Consider the following 17,180-nt stretch of genomic DNA (forward strand, 5'->3'; position numbering starts at 1 on the left):
TCGGGCGCGTCAGCCCGTGTAGGTGTCGACCGCCAGGATCTTCACCGGAATGCTGTTGCCGTTGGGCGCCGTGTAGCTGGTCTCATCGCCGACGCTCATGCCCAGGATCGCGACGCCGAGGGGACTCTCGGCGCTGTAGACGTCGAGGTCCGATCCGTCTGCGAGCTCGCGGCTGCCGAGCAGGAAGCGCTCCTCGTCGCCGAAGATCTCGGCGGTGACGACGGTGCCGATCTCGACGACCCCGCTCGCCTGCGGAGCCTCGCCGACGACGGCGTGCTTCAGCAGCTCCTCGAGGTCGCGGATGCGGGCCTCCATCTTGCCCTGCTCGTCCTTCGCGGCGTGGTAGCCGCCGTTCTCCTTGAGGTCGCCCTCCTCGCGAGCGGCCTCGATGCGCGCTGCGATGTCTTTGCGGCCCGGTCCGGCGAGTTCATCCAGTTCGGCCTTGAGCCGGTCGTAGGCTTCCTGGGTCAGCCAGGTCTGGGTGGGCTCGGCCATGTCGATCCTCGTTTCCTTGGTTTTTCCGGACGTCGCAGTGCGCCGGTGCGCCGTGTGCGCGGATGCTCAGGGATACACACAGCGCCCTGACCGAGTCAGGGCGCGACAACCAGGATACCAGCGGCGCCCGGATCGCGCCGGACGCCGCGCTGGGCGGCGCTGTGTCGTTGGGCCGCGTTGCGATGCCGTGCGAACGTCGGGCTGCGGTGCGATGCCGTGCGGACGCCGGGCTGCGGTGCGATGCCGTGCGGACGCCGGGCTGCGGTGCGACGGCGTGTGGACGCCCGGCGGCGGTACGACGGCGCACGGACGTCAGCCGCATGGATGCCGCGCGCCCGCCCGCCCGCAGAGCCGGAGCGCTCAGCCCCGCTCGACCACCCAGCACTCGCGCGCGGTGGCCGCGGTGGCGGGATTGGTGGTGATGAGGCGGGTGGTGACGGCGTGCGTGTGCTCGTCGGTGAGGGGCAGTTCGACGATCTTCCACCCGACGGTCGCCTTCGCCTCGTTGAGGGCCTCGACGGCGCACGCGACAGGGGTGCGGGGAGGCGCGCTCACCTCGAACTTCACGTCGAGGGAGAAGTCGCTCGCCCGGGTGAAGCCGATGTCCTGCCACGAGACTCGGTTGGTGTTCTGCCAACCGCTGAAGAGCAGGAAGCCGATGCCGGCGAGCACCAGCAGGGCGGCGGCGATCCACGCGAAGCGGCGGTCGATGCTGCGACGCCGGCCGGTGCCGTAGCGGTCTTCGAGGGCCTGCCTCTGATCCGCGGAGCCGGCGGACGCGGAGGCAGCCTCAGCCCCGGAGGCTGCCGCATCCGCCGACTCCGGACCGCGCGAGGGATCGGGGTCCGTCGCCCGCGCTGCCGCCGCATCCAACACGGGAACCTCCGATTCGCACTGGGTAAACTGTGTGATCGTTGCCAGCGTACCGGGATCCGCCCGGGAAGCGCGTGAGAGGACCCGCATGACTCTGAGGTTGATCGCGGTGCACGCCCACCCCGACGATGAATCGAGCAAGGGCGCCGCGACCTATGCGCACTACCTCGCCCAGGGCGTCGAGGTGCTGATCGTCAGCTGCACCGGGGGCGAGCGCGGCGACGTGCTCAACGATCTCGTCGCTCGGGACCCGAAGAGCCGCCGCGATCTGGCGGGGCTGCGCCGCGAGGAGATGCAGAACGCGCAGCGCATCATCGGGTTCGAGCACCGTTGGCTCGGCTACCAGGATTCCGGGCTGCCCGACGAGGGGGATCCCGTGCCTCCCGGGTCGTTCGCCGATATCCCCGCCGAGGTGTCGGCCGAGGCTCTCGTGCGCGTGGTGCGCGAGTTCCGCCCGCACGTGATGATCACGTACAACGAGCAGGGCGGCTACCCCCACCCCGACCACATCCGGTGCCACGACGTGAGCCGCATCGCCTGGGAGCGCTCTGGCGATCCCGCCGCGTACCCCGATGCAGGTCAGCCCTGGAGCATCAAGAAGCTCTACTACGAGGAGATCTTCAACGCCGAGCGCGTGAACACGGTCTACCAGTGGCTGCTCGATCACGAGCCCGAGTCGCCCCTGATCGAGCAGCTCTCGGAGGTCAGGGAGCGGATGTCGAAGCGCGCCTATCGCGGCACCGCGAAGATCGAGGTCGGACGGTTCTTCGACCGGCGCGATGAGGCGCTGCGCGCGCATGCGAGCCAGGTGCCGCCCGACAGCGCGTTCTTCTTCTGGCCCAACGAGCTGCAGCGGCAGGCATGGCCGTTCGAGGATTACCGGCTCGCGGCGTCGCGCGTGGCGACGAGCGAGTTCGAGGCCGATCTATTCCAAGGAATCGAGGAGGGCGCGTGAGCGTGTGGAGTGTGGTGGCGCGAGTCGCCGAGGAGACCACGGAGTTCGACCCCGACAAGGTGACGCCGGGGTTCGAGGGCTTCGTGTTCACCGGTCTCATGGCGGCGGGCATCATCGTGCTCGGCTTCCTGCTGGTGGGGCGGCTGCGCCGGAACGCGTACCGCCACGAGGTGCGCGAGGAGATCGAGCGGGAGCTCGGGGAGAACGGCGATTCGGGGGAGAGCGGCGGATCCGCCGGGCGTGATCCCGAATCCGACCCGCGGGGCTGAATCTCAGTGAGCGGTCGCGACGAGCAGCCCGGATTCGATCTCGGATCGGCGCCCGACATGTACGGCTCGGGGTTCGATGCCGAGGAGCGCTGGCCTGGGGAGGCCTGGGGTGCTCCGGCGCCCGCTGGATGGGCAGCGGCGGGGTCGGGGGTCGCGGGCACGGCCGCGGGGGCAGGATCGGGATCGGCGCTGCGCGATCCTGATTCCGCGCCCGCGCCCGCGCCCGCGCCCGCATCCGCCGCTGCTGCGACTGCGGCGACCGCAACGATCGCGACCGGCGGCGCGCATGTCGGCGACGACCCGCTCGCGGTGCTGTCGCAGGTCTTCGGCTACGATTCGTTCCGCGGCGACCAGGAGGCGATCATCCGCCAGGTGGTCGGCGGGGGCGACGCCGTCGTGCTCATGCCGACCGGCGGCGGCAAGTCGATCTGCTACCAGATTCCGGCGCTCGTGCGCGAGGGCACCGGCGTGGTGCTGTCGCCGCTCGTGGCGCTCATGCACGACCAGGTCGCCGCGCTGCAGCTCGCGGGCGTGCGCGCGGCGGCCCTGAACTCGGCGATGTCGATCGAGGATCGCCGCGAGGTCGAGCGAGCGTATCGCGCGGGCGAGCTCGACGTGCTCTACCTCGCCCCCGAACGCCTCTCGGCCCCCGGCACGGTCGAGCTGCTGAGCCAGGGGCGCATCGCGCTCTTCGCGATCGACGAGGCGCACTGCGTCTCGCAGTGGGGCCACGACTTCCGCCCCGACTACCTGCGACTCGGCGCCCTCGCCGAGCGCTGGCCCGACGTGCCGCGCATCGCCCTGACCGCGACAGCGACGCCCGAGACGCACCGCGAGATCACCGAGCGGTTGCACCTCGAGGGCGCGCGCCACTTCGTGTCGAGCTTCGACCGCCCGAACATCCGCTACCGCATCGTCTCGAAGCAGAGCGTGCGCGCGCAGCTCATCTCGTTCATCCGCGGGGAGCACGCGGGCGACGCGGGCATCGTCTACGCGCTCAGCCGCAAGCGCGTCGAGCAGACGGCGGCGGCCCTGCGCGACGCCGGCATCGACGCGGTGGCCTACCACGCCGGTCTGCCCGCGGAACAGCGGCTCGACGCGCAGACCCGCTTCCTGCGGGAGGACGGCGTGGTCGTCGTCGCCACGATCGCCTTCGGCATGGGCATCGACAAGCCCGACGTGCGGTTCGTGGCGCACATCGACCTGCCCAAGTCGATCGAGGGTTACTACCAGGAGACGGGTCGCGCAGGCCGCGACGGTCTGCCGTCGGACGCCTGGTTGGCGTACGGGCTGCAGGACGTGGTGCAGCAGCGGCAGATGATCGAGTCGGGCGACGGCGACGCCGCGACTCGGGCGAATCAGACGCGCCACCTCAACCAGATGCTCGCGCTGTGCGAGGGCGTCGAGTGCCGTCGCCGCTTCCTCATCAGGTACTTCGGGCAGCAGGCACCGGAGACCTGCGGCAACTGCGACGTCTGCCTCGATCCGCCGAAGCTGTGGGACGCGACGATCCCGTCCCAGATGCTGCTCTCCACGATCATCCGAACGCAGAAGGAGCGCGGCCGCACCTACGCGGCGGGCCAGCACATCGACGTGCTGCGCGGTGTCGGGTCCGAGCGCGTCACGCAGATGCGGCTCGACGAGCTCTCGACCTGGGGCATCGGCAAGGAGTGGTCGGTCGCGCAGTGGCGCGGGGTGGTGCGGCATCTGCTGGCGGCGGGACTGGTCGAGGCCCGCGGCGAGTGGGGCGTGCTCGCCCCGACGGAGGCCGCGAAGCCGGTGCTGCGGGGCGAGGAGCGGGTCATGATGCGCGAAGAGGTCGTGGCGCGGGCTGCCCGCGGCGGGCGCACGGCGGGTGCGGGATCGGGATCCGGATCCTCGAAGCGGTCTGCCGCTGCCGCCGACCTCTCGCCCGAGCAGGCCGAGATCTTCGAACGGCTGCGGGAGTGGCGCGCGGGCGAGGCGCGCAAGCAGGGTGTTCCGGGGTACGTGGTGTTCGGCGACGCGACGCTCGCCGCTCTCGCGGTGCACCGGCCCTCCAGCGACGAGGAGATGCTCGCGATCTCCGGCATCGGGCAGGTCAAGCTCGAGCGCTACGGCGCCGCCGTGCTCGAGGTGCTCGCGGCGTAGAGCGTCACCGAGCGGCGCGCTACCTCACGCCAGCGCTCGGCGATCCTGCGCTGTTCGCGATCGGTGGTCCCCGATCCGCCATCCGCGCTCCGCCCTCCGCCACCCAACCCGCGCTCCGCCACCTAAACCAGGAACCGCGATCTGCGCTCCGCGATCGGTGATCCGCGATCCTCTACCCAACCTGCCATCCGCGATCCACGCTCGGCGATCCCTCCACCCGACCCGCCTGCCGTCGCCCGCCCTTCAAACACCGATTCGCCTTCAAGCACATCGATTCCCGGGATTCGATGTGCTTGAAGGCGAATCGGTATCGGAAAGAGGGCGGGGAGGCAGGGTCGCGGGCGGGAGGCAGGGCGGCAAGGTTACGAGGAGGGGCGGTGTCGCAGGGAGGCGGTGTCGGAAGTAGGGGCGGTGTCGCGGGGAGGCGGGGTCGCAAGGAGGGGCGGGCTCGCGAGGAGGGGCGGTGCCGCGGGGAGGCAGGGTCGCAAGGGGGGCAGGATCGGAAGGGCGAGCCGGATCACCTCCCGAACCTGTGACTAGACTGAGAAGGTCACATTCCGGCCTGGCGAACCTCAGGCGGGAAACGCACTACCGGGGGGAACCAGATGAAGATCACCACGATCGCACGCGTCGGCGGCGCGCTCGCCGCAGCCGCGCTCACGGTCTCGCTCGCGGCCTGCTCTGGGGGACAGAGAGTCGCGGACGCGTGCAGCAGCGCAAGCGAGGCCATGCAAGAGGTCAACGCGAACACGAACAGCATCATGCAGGAGGCCATGGCGGGCGACGCCGACTACGCCGAGCTGTTCAAGCCGGTGCAGGAGGCCCTCTCCGACGCCGAGAAAAAGGTCACGAACGAGGAGGTCCTCACCCCGCTGAGCAAGGTGAGCTCCGAGTTCGACGGTCTCGTCGAGCAGCTCTCGGGCCTCGAGATCCCGAACATGGACGAGATCGACCCGACCGATCCCGCGGCCATGGAAGACATCGAGAAGATGCAGGCCGACCTCGAGGAGGCCTCCGCTTCGATGCAGGAGCGCGCCGACGCCCTGACGAAGGCGAGTCAGGATCTCGCCGAGGTGTGCAACGTCGGCTGATCCGAAGTGATGCCGGCTCGACCCCGTCTACCTCAGGTAGACGGGGTCGAGCGCTACCAGCAGGGCCGCGGTCCAGTGGCAGAGGAACGCGAGCACCGTCAGTGCGTGGAAGATCTCGTGGAAGCCGAACACGCCGGGCACGAGGTTCGGCCGCTTGAGCCCGTACACGACCGAACCGAGCGTGTAGAGCAGGCCTCCCACGATCACGAGCACCATCGCGCCGGGGCTCGCGTGGTAGATGTCGACGATGAACATCACGGCCGCCCACCCGAGCAGCACGTACAGGGGCACGTAGAGCCAGCGCGGGGCCCCGATCCAGAACACCCTGAAGCCGATGCCGAGCAGCGCCCCGGCCCAGACGAGCACGAGCAGCAGCACACCCTTGTCGAGGGGCAGCGCGAGCAGCGCGATCGGTGTGTAGGTGCCGGCGATCAGCAGGAAGATGTTCGCGTGGTCGAGGCGCCTGAACACCTGCTTGGTGCTGGGCTTCCAGTTGAAGCGGTGGTACAGCGCCGAGACGCCGAAGAGCAGCATGCTCGAGAGCATGTAGATCGCGGCCGCCCACTTCGCCACGGGGCCGTGCGCGAGTGAGATGAGCACGATGCCGGCGGCCGTCGCCACCGGGAACATGCCCGCGTGGATCCATCCGCGCCAGCGCGGTTTCGGTTCGGTCGCGGGGGTGGGGATCGGCTCGTCCGACGGCGCGCCTCGCGGCGCATCGCGGGGATGGTCGAGCGCGTCGGCGAGCAGCGGCAGCGACAGCCTGTCGGGCTCGGGGAACGGGCGTCGATCGCCGGGCTCGGAAACTGGGTGGGAGGCCTCGGGGGAGCCGTTCGTGCTCATCTTTCGAGTGTATGGTCCATACAGTTCTGCCGGGGCATATATGTGGGGATCCCCAGGCGGGCGCCCCGCGAACCCTCACCGCGCAGGCGATACACTCTGAGGGTGAACGCCCAGCCCACGACGCCGCGCGCCGGACTGCTCTACCGGCTGTATCAGCGACGCCTGCGCCGGGAGATCGATCCTCGCCGCGTTCCGCAGCACATCGCGGTGATCGTCGACGGCAATCGGCGCTGGGCCAAGCAGCGGTTGCAGGAGCGGGCGGCGTTCGGGCACCGCGCGGGCGCGCAGAAGGTGCTCGAGTTTCTGAGCTGGTGCGAGGACGCCGGCGTCGGCACGGCGACGCTGTACCTGCTCTCGGCGGACAATCTGCGGGCGCGGGATCGCCAGGAGCTCGAGGATCTCTTCGGCATCATCGCCGGGCTCGCCGCCGAGCTCGCCGAGAACCCGCGCTGGCGCGTCAAGCACGTCGGCTCCTGCGACGGGCTCTCGCCCGAGCTGGCAGGTGCGCTGCGCGAGGCCGAGCAGCGCACCCTCGATCACGAGGGGCTGCACATCAACCTCGCCGTCGGATACGGCGGCCGCAGCGAGATCACCGCGGCCGTGCGCGACATCATCTCCGAGCATCAGGCCGCCGGCGGCACGATCGACACGCTCGCCGAGCACCTCACCCCCGAGAGCATCGGCGAGCACCTGTGGACGCGCGGCCAGGCCGATCCCGACCTCGTGATCCGCACCTCGGGCGAGCAGCGCCTCAGCGACTTCATGATCTGGCAGTCGGCGCACTCCGAGTTCTACTTCGTCGAGGCACTGTACCCAGACCTGCGCGAGGTCGACTTCCTGCGTGCGCTGCGCGACTACTCGTCGCGGCAGCGCCGGATGGGGGGCTGACATGAGCACCGGTGCGCGCGGATCACGGGACGCGAGCCTGCCCGACCTGGGCGGGCAGCGGGTGCTGATCACCGGCGCCTCCGGCGGGATCGGGGGCGGGATCGCGCGGCGCTTCGCCGCGGCCGGTGCTCGCGTCGCCGTGCACTATCGGGGCGCATCGTCGGCGTCGGTCGACACCGCCTTCCGCCTGGTGGAGGAGCTGCGCGAGCACGGCTCCGACGCCGTCGCGGTGCGCGCCGATCTGGGGGAGACGGGAGCCGCGGCGCGGCTCGTGGAGGAGACGGTGCGGGCGCTCGGGGGCCTCGACGGGCTCGTGAACAACGCCGGCATCCAGCCGCTCGCGCTTCTCGCCGAGACGTCGCGCGAGGAGTGGGACGAGGTGCTCGCGACCAATCTCGGCGCGGTGTTCGAGCTGTCGCAGGCGGCGGCTGCCGCGATGCGGGCCCCGGGGCCTCATGAGTCCCCTGATCCTGTCGAGGGGGGCCGCCCGAACCGCTGGATCACGCACATCGCCTCGATCGAGGCGAGCCGGCCCGCCGCTGCGCACGCGCACTACGCGGTCGCGAAGGCCGGGCTCGTGATGCACGCGCGCGCGGCCGCTCTGGAGCTCGGAGAGGCCGGGATCCGGGTCAACACGGTGTCGCCGGGGCTCGTGGAGCGGCCGGGGCTCGCCGAGGCGTGGCCCGAGGGGGTCGAGAGCTGGATCTCGCATGCCCCGCTGGGCCGCCTCGCCACGCCCGCCGACATCGGCAACGCGTGCGTGCTGCTGGCGTCGCCGGCGGCCTCGTTCATCACGGGGCAGGATCTCGCGGTCGACGGCGGCATGCTCGCCACCCCCGGGTGGTAGCGGATCGTCGTGCCCGTCCGAGGCTGGCGATACAGTGGGCGTGGATCACAGGGAGGCGCGATGACCGAGACCGTACTGAGAGCCGACGCGATGCTCACCCCGGGCGGGGTGGTGGTCGACGCCGAGCTCGCATTCGATGCCGACGGGCGCATCACCTACGCGGGATCCGCGAGGCCCGAGAGCATCGCCAATCTCGACGGCGCGCATCCGGGCGCTCCGAGGTTCGAGAGCGTCTCGGGCGTCCATGAGACGGGTGTGCCCGCCCACTCCGGCCGCGTCACGCACGACCTCACGGGGCACGTCCTCATGCCGGGCCTGGTGAACGGTCACACCCACTCCGCGATGACGCTGCTGCGCGGCGTCTCCGACGACGAGGGCTTCATGCCGTGGCTCGCCGCCGTGCAGGCGCTCGAGCAGCACCTCACCCATGAGGACGTGGAGGTCGGGCTGCAACTCGCGATGGTCGAGATGATCGAGACGGGAACGATCGCCTTCGCCGACATGTACCACTGGGACGAGCCGCTCATCGAGCTGGTGCGCTCCGCGGGCATGCGCGCGATGGTCGCGCTGGCGTCGTTCGCACCTGAAGCGGTCGGCTTCCCGGGTGTCTCGTCCTGGAACGGCGCCGAGGCGACGGAGCAGACGGAGGCGCTCGCGGAGCGATACGCGGGCGATGCGCAGATCCGGATCGCCTACGGCCCGCACGCCCCCTACACCTGCCCGCCCGACTTCCTGCGCGACATCGCCGCGCGGGCGATCGAGCGGGGGATCCCGATCCACACCCACATCTCGGAGTCCGCCGCGGAGGTCGCGCAGATCACCGAGCAGTACGGTGCGACCCCCGCTGCCCATCTCGATGCGCTCGGCTTCTTCGAAGCCGACGTGCTCGCGGCGCACTGCGTGCACCTCACCGAGAGCGAGATCGAGCTGTTCGCCGCCACCGGCACGGCCGTGAGCCACAACCCCGTTTCGAACCTCAAGCTCGGCAACGGCATCGCGGCGCTGCCGGCCTGGCAGCGGGCCGGGCTGCGCATATCGCTGGGCACCGACTCGGTCGCCAGCAACAACACCCTCGACCTGTTCGAGGAGATCAAGACCGGCACCATCCTGCATCGCGGCGCCCACCAGGACGCGTCGATCGTGCGGGCCGCCGACATGCTCGAGATCGCCACGCGCCGCGGGGCCGAGGCGATCGGCTTCCCCGACTCCGGTGCTCTGGAGGTCGGGCGGCTCGCCGACGTGATCGCGCTCGACGTAGCGGGATCCTCAGCCACTCCGCTCGATCTCGCGGCTGAGCCGGGCGCGCTCGTCTCTCACCTCGGTTTCGGTGCGACGGGCGCCGACGTGCGGCACGTCTTCGTGGGCGGGCGGCACATCTACGCCGACGGCGAGCACCTGACGCTCGACGCCCCCGCGATCCGTGCTCGCGCAGCCCAGGCGCGAGCCCGCTTGCGGGCCGCAGCTGGGGGAGCGGGCGCGGGAGCCGCCTGAGAGAATATGTGACCTGCGGAATATAAGAGGTCGCGCGGATCCGCTCCTGCCGACCCTCAGTTCCCGATCCCCAGCCCCTGATCGCCCCGACCGAAAGGCCAATCACATGCCCGTACGACTTCCCGCCGACGCCGAACTCCCGCTCCTGCGCGCTCGCGTCTCCGATCTCGCGGACCGCGCCCTGGTGGTCGGTGATCCCGCCCGTGCGGCCCGCGTGGCCGAGCGCCTCGATGACGTGCGGCAGCTCTCGGCGAACCGCGAGTACCACGTGTATGCCGGCACGCACCGGGGCGTTCCGGTCACGGTCGCCTCGCACGGCGTGGGCGCGGCCGGTGCAGCGGTCTGCTTCGAGGAGCTGGCCCGCGGCGGAGTGACACGGATCATCCGCTCGGGCACCGCGGGAGGGATGCAGCCGAACGTGGTCGACGGCGCGATCGTCGTCGCGACGGGCGCGGTGCGAGCCGACGGGGTGAGCCACCAGCTGGTGCCCACCGAGTTTCCCGCCCTCGCCACACCCGAGCTCACGATCGCGCTGAAGCGCGCCGCGACCGAGACCGGCCTCGACGTGCACAGCGGCATCGTGCTCACGGGCGACATGTTCTATCCGAGCGACGTGATCCCGGGCATCGACCACCGCATGTGGCAGCGCGCGGGTATCGTCGCGGTCGAGATGGAGGCCGCTGCGCTGTTCGTGATCGCTTCGCTGCACGGCATCGAGACCGGAGCGGTGTTCGCGATCGACGGCAACCCGCTCGCTGCGCAGGACGAGTCGATGGACGGCTACGACCCCTACCGCGAGGTCGTGACCCGCGCGGTCGACGGGGCGCTCGAGACCGCACTCGACGTGCTCGTGGCGTAGACGCCGCCCGCTCGCGCACGAACGGGGAGTCCCATATTGCTGCTGCCCGAGTGCGGGTCGCAGCAATATGGGACTCCCCGTTCTGTCTTTTCCTTCTGGCGGCGCAGAGGCTATGCCAGGCGGGAGCGATCGAACGCGTCGAGGCTGATGCCCTGATCCAGCACCTGCTTCGCCCACTCCTTCGCGGAGTGCAGGCTGTGGTCGCGGTAGTTGCCGCAGCTGACGGCCTCGGTGCCGGGCACGTCGTCCCAGGTCACGCGCTCGACCAGATCCTCTAGCGAGCTCTTGATGGCCGCGCCCACCTGCTCCGGGGTCGGCTCGCCCCAGACGATCATGTGGAAGCCGGTGCGGCAGCCGAAGGGCGAGATGTCGATGAGCCCGTCGAGGCGCGTGCGCAGCAGCCCGGCGATCGTGTGCTCGATGGTGTGCAGGCCGGCGGTCGGGATCTCTCCCCGGTTCGGCTGCACGAGCCTGATGTCGTAGTTGGAGATCGCGTCGCCCTTCGGGCCGTGCTCCACGCCGATCAGGCGCACGTAGGGGGCGAGCACCTTCGTGTGATCCAGGGAGAAGCTCTCAACCTCGGCAAGTTCGACATCGCTCATGCCGCCAGTGTAGCGAGGAGCCGCACGGGTGGCTTGAGCGCGAAGCGGGAGTCGCAGCGCGCCGCCTCGCAAGGACCGAGGCGGCATGTCGCAACTCCCACTGGGATGAACCGGTGCGCGGATCGCGCGACCGACTCACACGGGGGTGACTAGGCTGCGCGAACGAGGTCGCGCCGTGTGAGGGCGATGCGGGCACGGGAACCGCGCGGAGCTTCGGGATCCTCCGTCACGTGCACTTCCCAGCCGGCCCGGTCGAGGCGACGAAGATCGCCGCGGGCCTCATCGAGGCGGTCGGTCTCGACCAGGTACAGGGTGCGGCCCTGGGTGCGGTACACGGAGCGGTGCTGCGCCCAGTCGGGCACGAGCATCTCGTGGTCGGCGCCGAGCGAGTGGTAGGGGGTGCGCAGCGGGCGTTCGCGCCTCTGCTGCAGATCGATGATGTTGGTGGTTTCCATGATGAGTCCTTTCGAAGGCGCACCACCGTGGTGCGCCGGATTGCGGTGTGCGCACAGCTCATGCCAAGGCGGCCGTGTGGAAGGGCCGGGCCGTGCTGCTGAGCTTCGCGGGACTCGCGGAGTTGATCTCTCGACGCCTTGAATCTGTCCGATTGCTTCGGGCGGAAACGCGTATCGCTCACGAGCTCAGTGCTCCAGTTTAGAACAAGTCTTCGAAAAACGCTAGTCTAGGTCGAAGATTCCTCCGCCACGTCCTCGCAGTGGCACGCGGAATCCCCGAGATCCGCGTCGATCGGCGACCCGCGCCGTGAGGAGTTCCCATGCCACAGCCCACCACGCTGCTCGTCTTCGCGCACCGAGACGAGGCGTCGGCGTTCGCCGACGTGCCGCACCTCGTGACCGGCGTGGGAAAGGTGAACGCCGCGGTATCGCTCGCGACCGCTCTCGCAGTGGGCGGGATCGACCAGGTGGTGGTGCTCGGCACAGCGGGGGTCGTGAGCGACGGCCCGGAGCGACCGAGCCTCGAGGACGTCTACCAGATCACGGGCGTGGTGCAGCACGACTTCTCGCTGCCCTCGCCGGAGCTGCGTCCGGCGGGCCCCGCGATCCTGCCCCCCGAGCGCACCGCCGTGATCGCGACCGGGGACGTCTTCGTGCAGAACGACGCGCAGCGCGCCCGCATCGCCGGTCTCGGCGCCTCGCTCGTCGATATGGAGGCGTACGCCTACGCGAGCGTGTGCGAGCGTCTCGGGGTGCCGCTGCAGCTGTTCAAGGTGCCGTCCGACTTCGCCGACAGCGCGACCACCGACGAGGAGTGGGACACGATCGTCTTCCGCAAGAGCGAGCAGCTGCGGGAGTTCTGGGACCGGCTCGCCTGAGGTCTGTCTGCGCTGTTCGGCGCGTTCGCCTGACGCCCGTCGTCCGCGTCGTTCGAATGACGCCCGTCCGCGTCGTTCACATGACGCGTGAGGCCCCTGCGTCGCCGCATGAGGGGCCGCATGCGTCATCTCGGTGTGGCCGACGCGACGGGGGTTATAGGCCAGAAAGAGTGGATGGAAACGGCGTCTAGCCGCGTGAACACGCGGTAAAACCGGGATCGTTATACCCCGGCACCCTTAACTGTGCCGAATCCCCTGAACTCGACCTTCTGCATGCTATGCGGGACCAAACTCGTGAAGAACGGGAAACACCCCTCAGGAACACAGCGTTGGCGATGCAAGAACTGCGGCACCTCGAGCGTTCGGAAACGCCCCGATCTCACCCAGCGTGAGCAGTTGCGCGAGTTCGTGTCCTGGCTCACGGGCAAGCATTCTCAACCCGAGATCGATGGCACCCGGACCGGGCGCACGTTCCGCCGTAGAACGGCCTGGTGCTGGGGCATGCGGCCGACATTGCCGCCCTGCAAGACGATCTTCCACGCGGTCATGGTCGATGGGATCTGGATCGGATCGTGGTGCTTGCTGATCGCGCTCTCCGACACCGGCCGGGTGCTCGCCTGGCAGTGGTCAGGCGGGGAAACCACCGCAGCCTGGGCCGCGCTGCTCGAGCAGATCCCGTCTCCCGGGGTGCTGGTCTCGGACGGTGGCAGCGGGCTCCCGTCCGCACTCCGGCAGGCATGGCCGCACACGCAGCATCAACGCTGTCTGTTCCACCTGCAACTGAACGTGACCCGGCACCTCACGAGGAATCCACGCACCAGAGCCGGGCGCGCCCTGCGCCAGCTCGTGATGCAGCTGGGCGAGGTCTGGGACGAGGACGCCGCGATCTCGTGGCAGATCCGACTCGATGAATGGTGGCGCGCATTCGGACACCTCACCCGCGAACGAACTCTGCTGAGAAACGGGAACTTCGGTTTCACCCATGACCGACTCCGCAAAGCCTGGCTCCTGGTCCGCAACGTGGTCAGGAAAAACCTGCTGTTCACCTACATCATCTACGGGAACCCACGCACGACCTCCCCGCTGGAAGGCGGCGTGAACGCGCAACTGCGAGACCTCCTCAAGCGTCACCGCGGCATGAGCGAGGAGCACCGCAGGCGAGCCGCGGAATGGTTCCTCACCCTGCACGAACTCTCACTCGACGAGGCACTCAACACTGCCGCTCCGGAACCGCAGAAGCCACCACCGAAACCACAGGAAGAACCCACCGGACCCGCCCTCTACGACACCGGCCTCGATGCCAGCGAAGGACTCTGGAAACGAACCGGCTGGGCCGGCCGGGCCTGAACACGCCCAACGCCATCCACTCTTTCTGGCCGGTAACCCCGCGACGGGACGCGCGAGACGCATGACGAAGGCCCCGGATCCGTTGATTTCTCAAGGATCTCGGGGCCTTCATTCTGGCGGTGACGGTGGGATTTGAACCCACGGTGCGGGGTTACCGCACACGACTTTTCGAGAGTCGCACCTTCGGCCGCTCGGACACGTCACCGCGAAAAAGAATACGGCATCCGGTTGCGCAACGCGAATCGAGGCGGGAATATCGGGCGTGTCCGAGGGCAGCGCTGCGGATCTCAGCGGCGGCGGGTCGTGGCCAGGGGCGATCCGGGCCTCGACCCGGTTCCCGAACCCGGGACGGCCCCCGACCCCGACGAGCCGGCTCCCGTACTCGCCTTACGAGCTTCCTCACCGCTGATGAGATTGCCGAGTCGCGCCTTCATCGCCTCTCTGCTCGAGACTCCGAGCTTGGCGCGCGCCTGCGCGAGGTGCGATTCGACGGTGCGCACGCTGCAGCGCATGCGCTCGGCGATCTCGCGGTTGCTGAGGCCCTCGGCAGCGAGCTGCGCGGTGACGGTCTCGCGCGGGGTGAGCCGTTCGCGAGGCGGCGTGGAGATCGCGTCGGCGTTGAACCAGGGCACGCTTCGCGCGGCGCCGGCACGTAGCGCGGCGAGGCGCGCATCGGTCGCGGTCACACTGCCGCTCGCGCGACGCCGCAGGAAGATGCGTCGGGCTTCCCGCAGAGCGTACGCCGCGGGTGCCCGGAATCCGAGGGACTCGAGGCTCTCGGCCGCGCGGAGCAGGGCTGCCGGATTCTGGGCGCGCAGGGCCTCGAGGTGCGCGCGGATCGGGCCCTGGTGCGGCAGCGCTTCGAGCTCTGCAGGGTCCCCCGAGCCGATTCGCGCGCGGCCCGCGGGTGATGCGGGATCGGCGAAGGCCTCCGCCCGTACGCTGTCGAGCTGCCCGGAGAAGTAGATGAGCACCTGCGTGCTGTACAGCCGCAGCGCTTGCGGGTCCTGATCCTGATCGAACGACAGGTGACTCACCGTTCTGATGAAGTCGGTGAGGCGGAAGGCGATGAAGCGGGGCAGATGGTCTGCGAAACCCACCCACTCCAAGAGCGAGCGCGTCAGGTCGCCGTGGAGGAAGGCCGTGCGGGCGGCGAAGAGGTGGGTGACCCAGATGCGGTGGCGGGAGGATCCCGGGAGTCGGTCGACGAGGTTGCGCAACCGGGGATCATCGCCGGGCCCGGGTGAGAAGAACCGGATGATGCTCTGCGCGACGACTGCTGTCGACAGGACATCTCGCAGGCTCTCGGAGGCGTGGACCGCGAGGCGGGCGATCCGCGGTTCGACATCGTCGACGTTTAAGGAGCGGTAGCGCACGCCGTTCAGCGCCGCTTCGAAGGAGAGCAACTGCTGCGCCAGCAGTGAGATCTCGGGTCGCGGGTGGGTGCGGGCGATCCGCAGCAGTTCGGGAGCGTCTTCGGCGAGCGGCTCCGCGTCGTTCCAGCGTCGGATCACCAGCTGTGTGTCCGACCACTCCGGATCGTCGGGAGCGATATCGGGATCGGGTTCGAACGGCAGGCCGGCCTCCGCCGCCAGATTGCTCCGTAGGAAGCCTGCGGCGATCCTCTTCTCCGGCTCCGTCGGCGGGAGGTCGCAGTTGCCATGCGGCGGAGTCGCGCCGAGAAGCGACTGCAGCCCCACGTGCGCGTCGCGGAGCACGGTGACGAGTCTCGCGCGGGCGAGAGAGCAGAGGCCCGGGCCCTGCTGCCCCAGGCGCAGGAGCAGATCGCGGGCCCTCGCGCCCTCGCCGAAGCTGACGAGATCACCGATCACACGCTTCAGGAAGGACGTGTGCTGCTCGCTGAGCAGAGGATCGGAGACGATCGAGCGATCGTTGCGACTGAGTACGCCGGCGCAGAAGATCGCCTCGTGGTCGGGGAGCGGGATCCCGTAGGTCTCTTGCGAGAGCAGGTGGGCGGCGGTGCTCTGCCGAACGCGGCCGAGCGTATCGGGTGTGGTCAGACTGCGCACGGCTGCGGCGTAGAGCCCCGGCACTCCGAAGAGCCCGGGTGAGTCGGGGTGGGGGAGCAGGAGGCCGCTGTCGAAGAGCCTCGACTGCGTGTCCGCCCCGAAGACGTCGGCGATACCGCTGCGGCTGCGCGGGCCGATCTCGGAGAGCACAATGGCCGCGGCGATCTGCTCGGAGGTGAGTTGCGATTCGGCGATGCGGATGGGGTGGTGCAGCGTCGACAGGTGCAGGTCGGAGGCGTGCGTGCGAAGGATCTTGGGGCGCGGCGTGCTCGAGAGGGATCCGCTGCGGTGCAACTGCAGCAGCGTCAGTGCGGCGCCAGGCAGCCCCCAGGAGAGCTGCTGGATGGCGGCGACCGTCACCGATGACAGCGGCTCGGGGCTGGCTCGATGCACGAGCCGGGCGATCCGGTCGTCGGAGAGCGGTTCGAGCCGGATCGGTTGGATGCGCTCGAGGATGCTCCTCGCCTCCGGGAACCGCTCGTGGAGGCGCCGCATGCGCTCGCCGTACCCCGTGGACGCGGACGACTCGGTGATCGTGGCGAGCACGTTCGATCCTGCGGCGACGCGTTCGGCCATCGCCTGCAGCGCCTCGGACGAGGCGAATTCGCAGTCGTCGACGAGGGTCAGCGCGCCGGGCGGCAGCTGTTCGATGCGTTGCGCGGCATCGGGGTCGGTGCCCTCGACGATGAAGTGCTGTACATCGTGCTCGGAGAGAGACGCTGAGAGCGAGCGCAGCAGGTGGGATTTGCCGCTGCCGTTCGGCCCCGTCACGAGGACCGGATCGGAGCTACTGAGAACATGACGCAGGATCGTCTCCCGGACCTCTTCGCCGGTCGCTTCGATCGCCCCCTGCATGATGCTCCCCCTTGATCGGCCAGTAGGTCACCCACAAAAGTTCCCCAACAAATGTGCTACTGAACATGCACCACACTAGATGGTTTTTCGGGCCTGCTTCCGGCGTCTGCGCACGGCGTGGCCGTTCCGTTACGCGACACGCCCGCATCATTTCAGGGTCGCGGTTCTTATCTCTCAGTAGTCATCGGTCTCTGAGTGAGTAGTGGTCGGTGCGGACGTGCGGGCTGCGGAGACTCGTGGACCTCCTGAACCTTTGCTGAGAGTCTCAGTTC

Annotated in this window: 16 protein-coding genes and 1 tRNA gene; 10 read left to right on the top strand and 7 right to left on the bottom strand. The window is 69.5% G+C overall.

Annotation, left to right across the window (positions count from 1 at the left end; all coding sequences use genetic code 11):
* Nucleotides 1–9: 9 nt before the first annotated feature.
* Together greA and KVY00_RS11390 are read right to left on the bottom strand one after the other, a co-directional pair.
* Nucleotides 10–495 carry a transcription elongation factor GreA gene (greA, locus tag KVY00_RS11385; RefSeq protein ID WP_223043065.1) on the bottom strand — a complete coding sequence of 162 codons (486 nt, stop codon included), beginning with the start codon at nt 493–495 and terminating at the stop codon, nt 10–12.
* 360 nt (nt 496–855) lie between these two features.
* Complete coding sequence (locus KVY00_RS11390) at nt 856–1,368, bottom strand: DUF4307 domain-containing protein (RefSeq protein ID WP_223043066.1); 513 nt, start codon at nt 1,366–1,368, stop codon at nt 856–858.
* Between the two features lie 88 nt (nt 1,369–1,456).
* Between KVY00_RS11390 and mca the strand changes: the two genes are divergently transcribed.
* The 4 genes from mca (at nt 1,457) to KVY00_RS11410 (ending at nt 5,813) form a co-directional block, all read left to right on the top strand.
* Complete coding sequence (gene mca / locus KVY00_RS11395) at nt 1,457–2,323, top strand: mycothiol conjugate amidase Mca (protein WP_223043067.1); 867 nt, start codon at nt 1,457–1,459, stop codon at nt 2,321–2,323.
* Nucleotides 2,320–2,592 carry a hypothetical protein gene (locus tag KVY00_RS11400; RefSeq protein WP_223043068.1) on the top strand — a complete coding sequence of 91 codons (273 nt, stop codon included), beginning with the start codon at nt 2,320–2,322 and terminating at the stop codon, nt 2,590–2,592. The genes mca and KVY00_RS11400 overlap by 4 nt, the downstream gene beginning before the upstream one ends.
* A gap of 57 nt (nt 2,593–2,649) precedes the next feature.
* Nucleotides 2,650–4,722 carry a DNA helicase RecQ gene (gene recQ / locus KVY00_RS11405; RefSeq protein ID WP_223045299.1) on the top strand — a complete coding sequence of 691 codons (2,073 nt, stop codon included), beginning with the start codon at nt 2,650–2,652 and terminating at the stop codon, nt 4,720–4,722.
* Nucleotides 4,723–5,327: 605 nt separating this feature from the next.
* On the top strand, nt 5,328–5,813 hold the full coding sequence (locus KVY00_RS11410; RefSeq protein ID WP_223043069.1) for a hypothetical protein: 486 nt from the start codon (nt 5,328–5,330) through the stop codon (nt 5,811–5,813).
* A 27-nt stretch (nt 5,814–5,840) separates the two neighbouring features.
* On the opposite strand, the gene trhA is transcribed toward KVY00_RS11410, so the two are convergent.
* Nucleotides 5,841–6,656 carry a PAQR family membrane homeostasis protein TrhA gene (gene trhA / locus KVY00_RS11415; RefSeq protein ID WP_223043070.1) on the bottom strand — a complete coding sequence of 272 codons (816 nt, stop codon included), beginning with the start codon at nt 6,654–6,656 and terminating at the stop codon, nt 5,841–5,843.
* Between the two features lie 102 nt (nt 6,657–6,758).
* Between trhA and KVY00_RS11420 the strand changes: the two genes are divergently transcribed.
* The 4 genes from KVY00_RS11420 (at nt 6,759) to KVY00_RS11435 (ending at nt 10,741) form a co-directional block, all read left to right on the top strand.
* Entirely contained in the window at nt 6,759–7,544 is a 786-nt protein-coding gene (locus KVY00_RS11420) for an isoprenyl transferase (RefSeq protein ID WP_223043071.1), read from the top strand.
* A gap of 1 nt (nt 7,545) precedes the next feature.
* Nucleotides 7,546–8,391 carry an SDR family NAD(P)-dependent oxidoreductase gene (locus KVY00_RS11425; protein WP_223043072.1) on the top strand — a complete coding sequence of 282 codons (846 nt, stop codon included), beginning with the start codon at nt 7,546–7,548 and terminating at the stop codon, nt 8,389–8,391.
* Nucleotides 8,392–8,451: 60 nt separating this feature from the next.
* Complete coding sequence (locus KVY00_RS11430; protein ID WP_223043073.1) at nt 8,452–9,882, top strand: amidohydrolase; 1,431 nt, start codon at nt 8,452–8,454, stop codon at nt 9,880–9,882.
* Between the two features lie 106 nt (nt 9,883–9,988).
* Nucleotides 9,989–10,741, top strand: coding sequence for a nucleoside phosphorylase (locus KVY00_RS11435; RefSeq protein WP_223043074.1), 753 nt, complete (start codon nt 9,989–9,991; stop codon nt 10,739–10,741).
* Nucleotides 10,742–10,851: 110 nt separating this feature from the next.
* Here the strand turns inward: KVY00_RS11435 and KVY00_RS11440 are convergent, their stop codons facing one another.
* Entirely contained in the window at nt 10,852–11,343 is a 492-nt protein-coding gene (locus KVY00_RS11440; RefSeq protein ID WP_223043075.1) for an S-ribosylhomocysteine lyase, read from the bottom strand.
* Between the two features lie 149 nt (nt 11,344–11,492).
* Nucleotides 11,493–11,798: a hypothetical protein gene (locus tag KVY00_RS11445; protein WP_223043076.1), complete on the bottom strand. Its 306-nt coding sequence runs from the start codon at nt 11,796–11,798 to the stop codon at nt 11,493–11,495.
* A gap of 320 nt (nt 11,799–12,118) precedes the next feature.
* On the opposite strand from KVY00_RS11445, the gene KVY00_RS11450 reads away from it, so the two are divergent.
* Both KVY00_RS11450 and KVY00_RS11455 read left to right on the top strand, forming a co-directional pair.
* A complete protein-coding gene (locus KVY00_RS11450) occupies nt 12,119–12,676 on the top strand; it encodes a phosphorylase family protein (protein WP_223043077.1) in 558 nt (185 codons plus the stop codon).
* Nucleotides 12,677–12,949: 273 nt separating this feature from the next.
* On the top strand, nt 12,950–14,023 hold the full coding sequence (locus tag KVY00_RS11455; RefSeq protein ID WP_255572618.1) for an IS1249 family transposase: 1,074 nt from the start codon (nt 12,950–12,952) through the stop codon (nt 14,021–14,023).
* Between the two features lie 114 nt (nt 14,024–14,137).
* Here KVY00_RS11455 and KVY00_RS11460 read toward each other — a convergent pair.
* A tRNA-Ser gene (locus KVY00_RS11460) sits at nt 14,138–14,228 on the bottom strand.
* Between the two features lie 82 nt (nt 14,229–14,310).
* On the bottom strand, nt 14,311–16,908 hold the full coding sequence (locus tag KVY00_RS11465) for a helix-turn-helix transcriptional regulator (RefSeq protein WP_223043079.1): 2,598 nt from the start codon (nt 16,906–16,908) through the stop codon (nt 14,311–14,313).
* Nucleotides 16,909–17,180: the final 272 nt, after the last annotated feature.

The sequence above is a fragment of the Leucobacter tenebrionis genome (assembly GCF_019884725.1).
Taxonomy (GTDB): Bacteria; Actinomycetota; Actinomycetes; order Actinomycetales; family Microbacteriaceae; genus Leucobacter; species Leucobacter tenebrionis.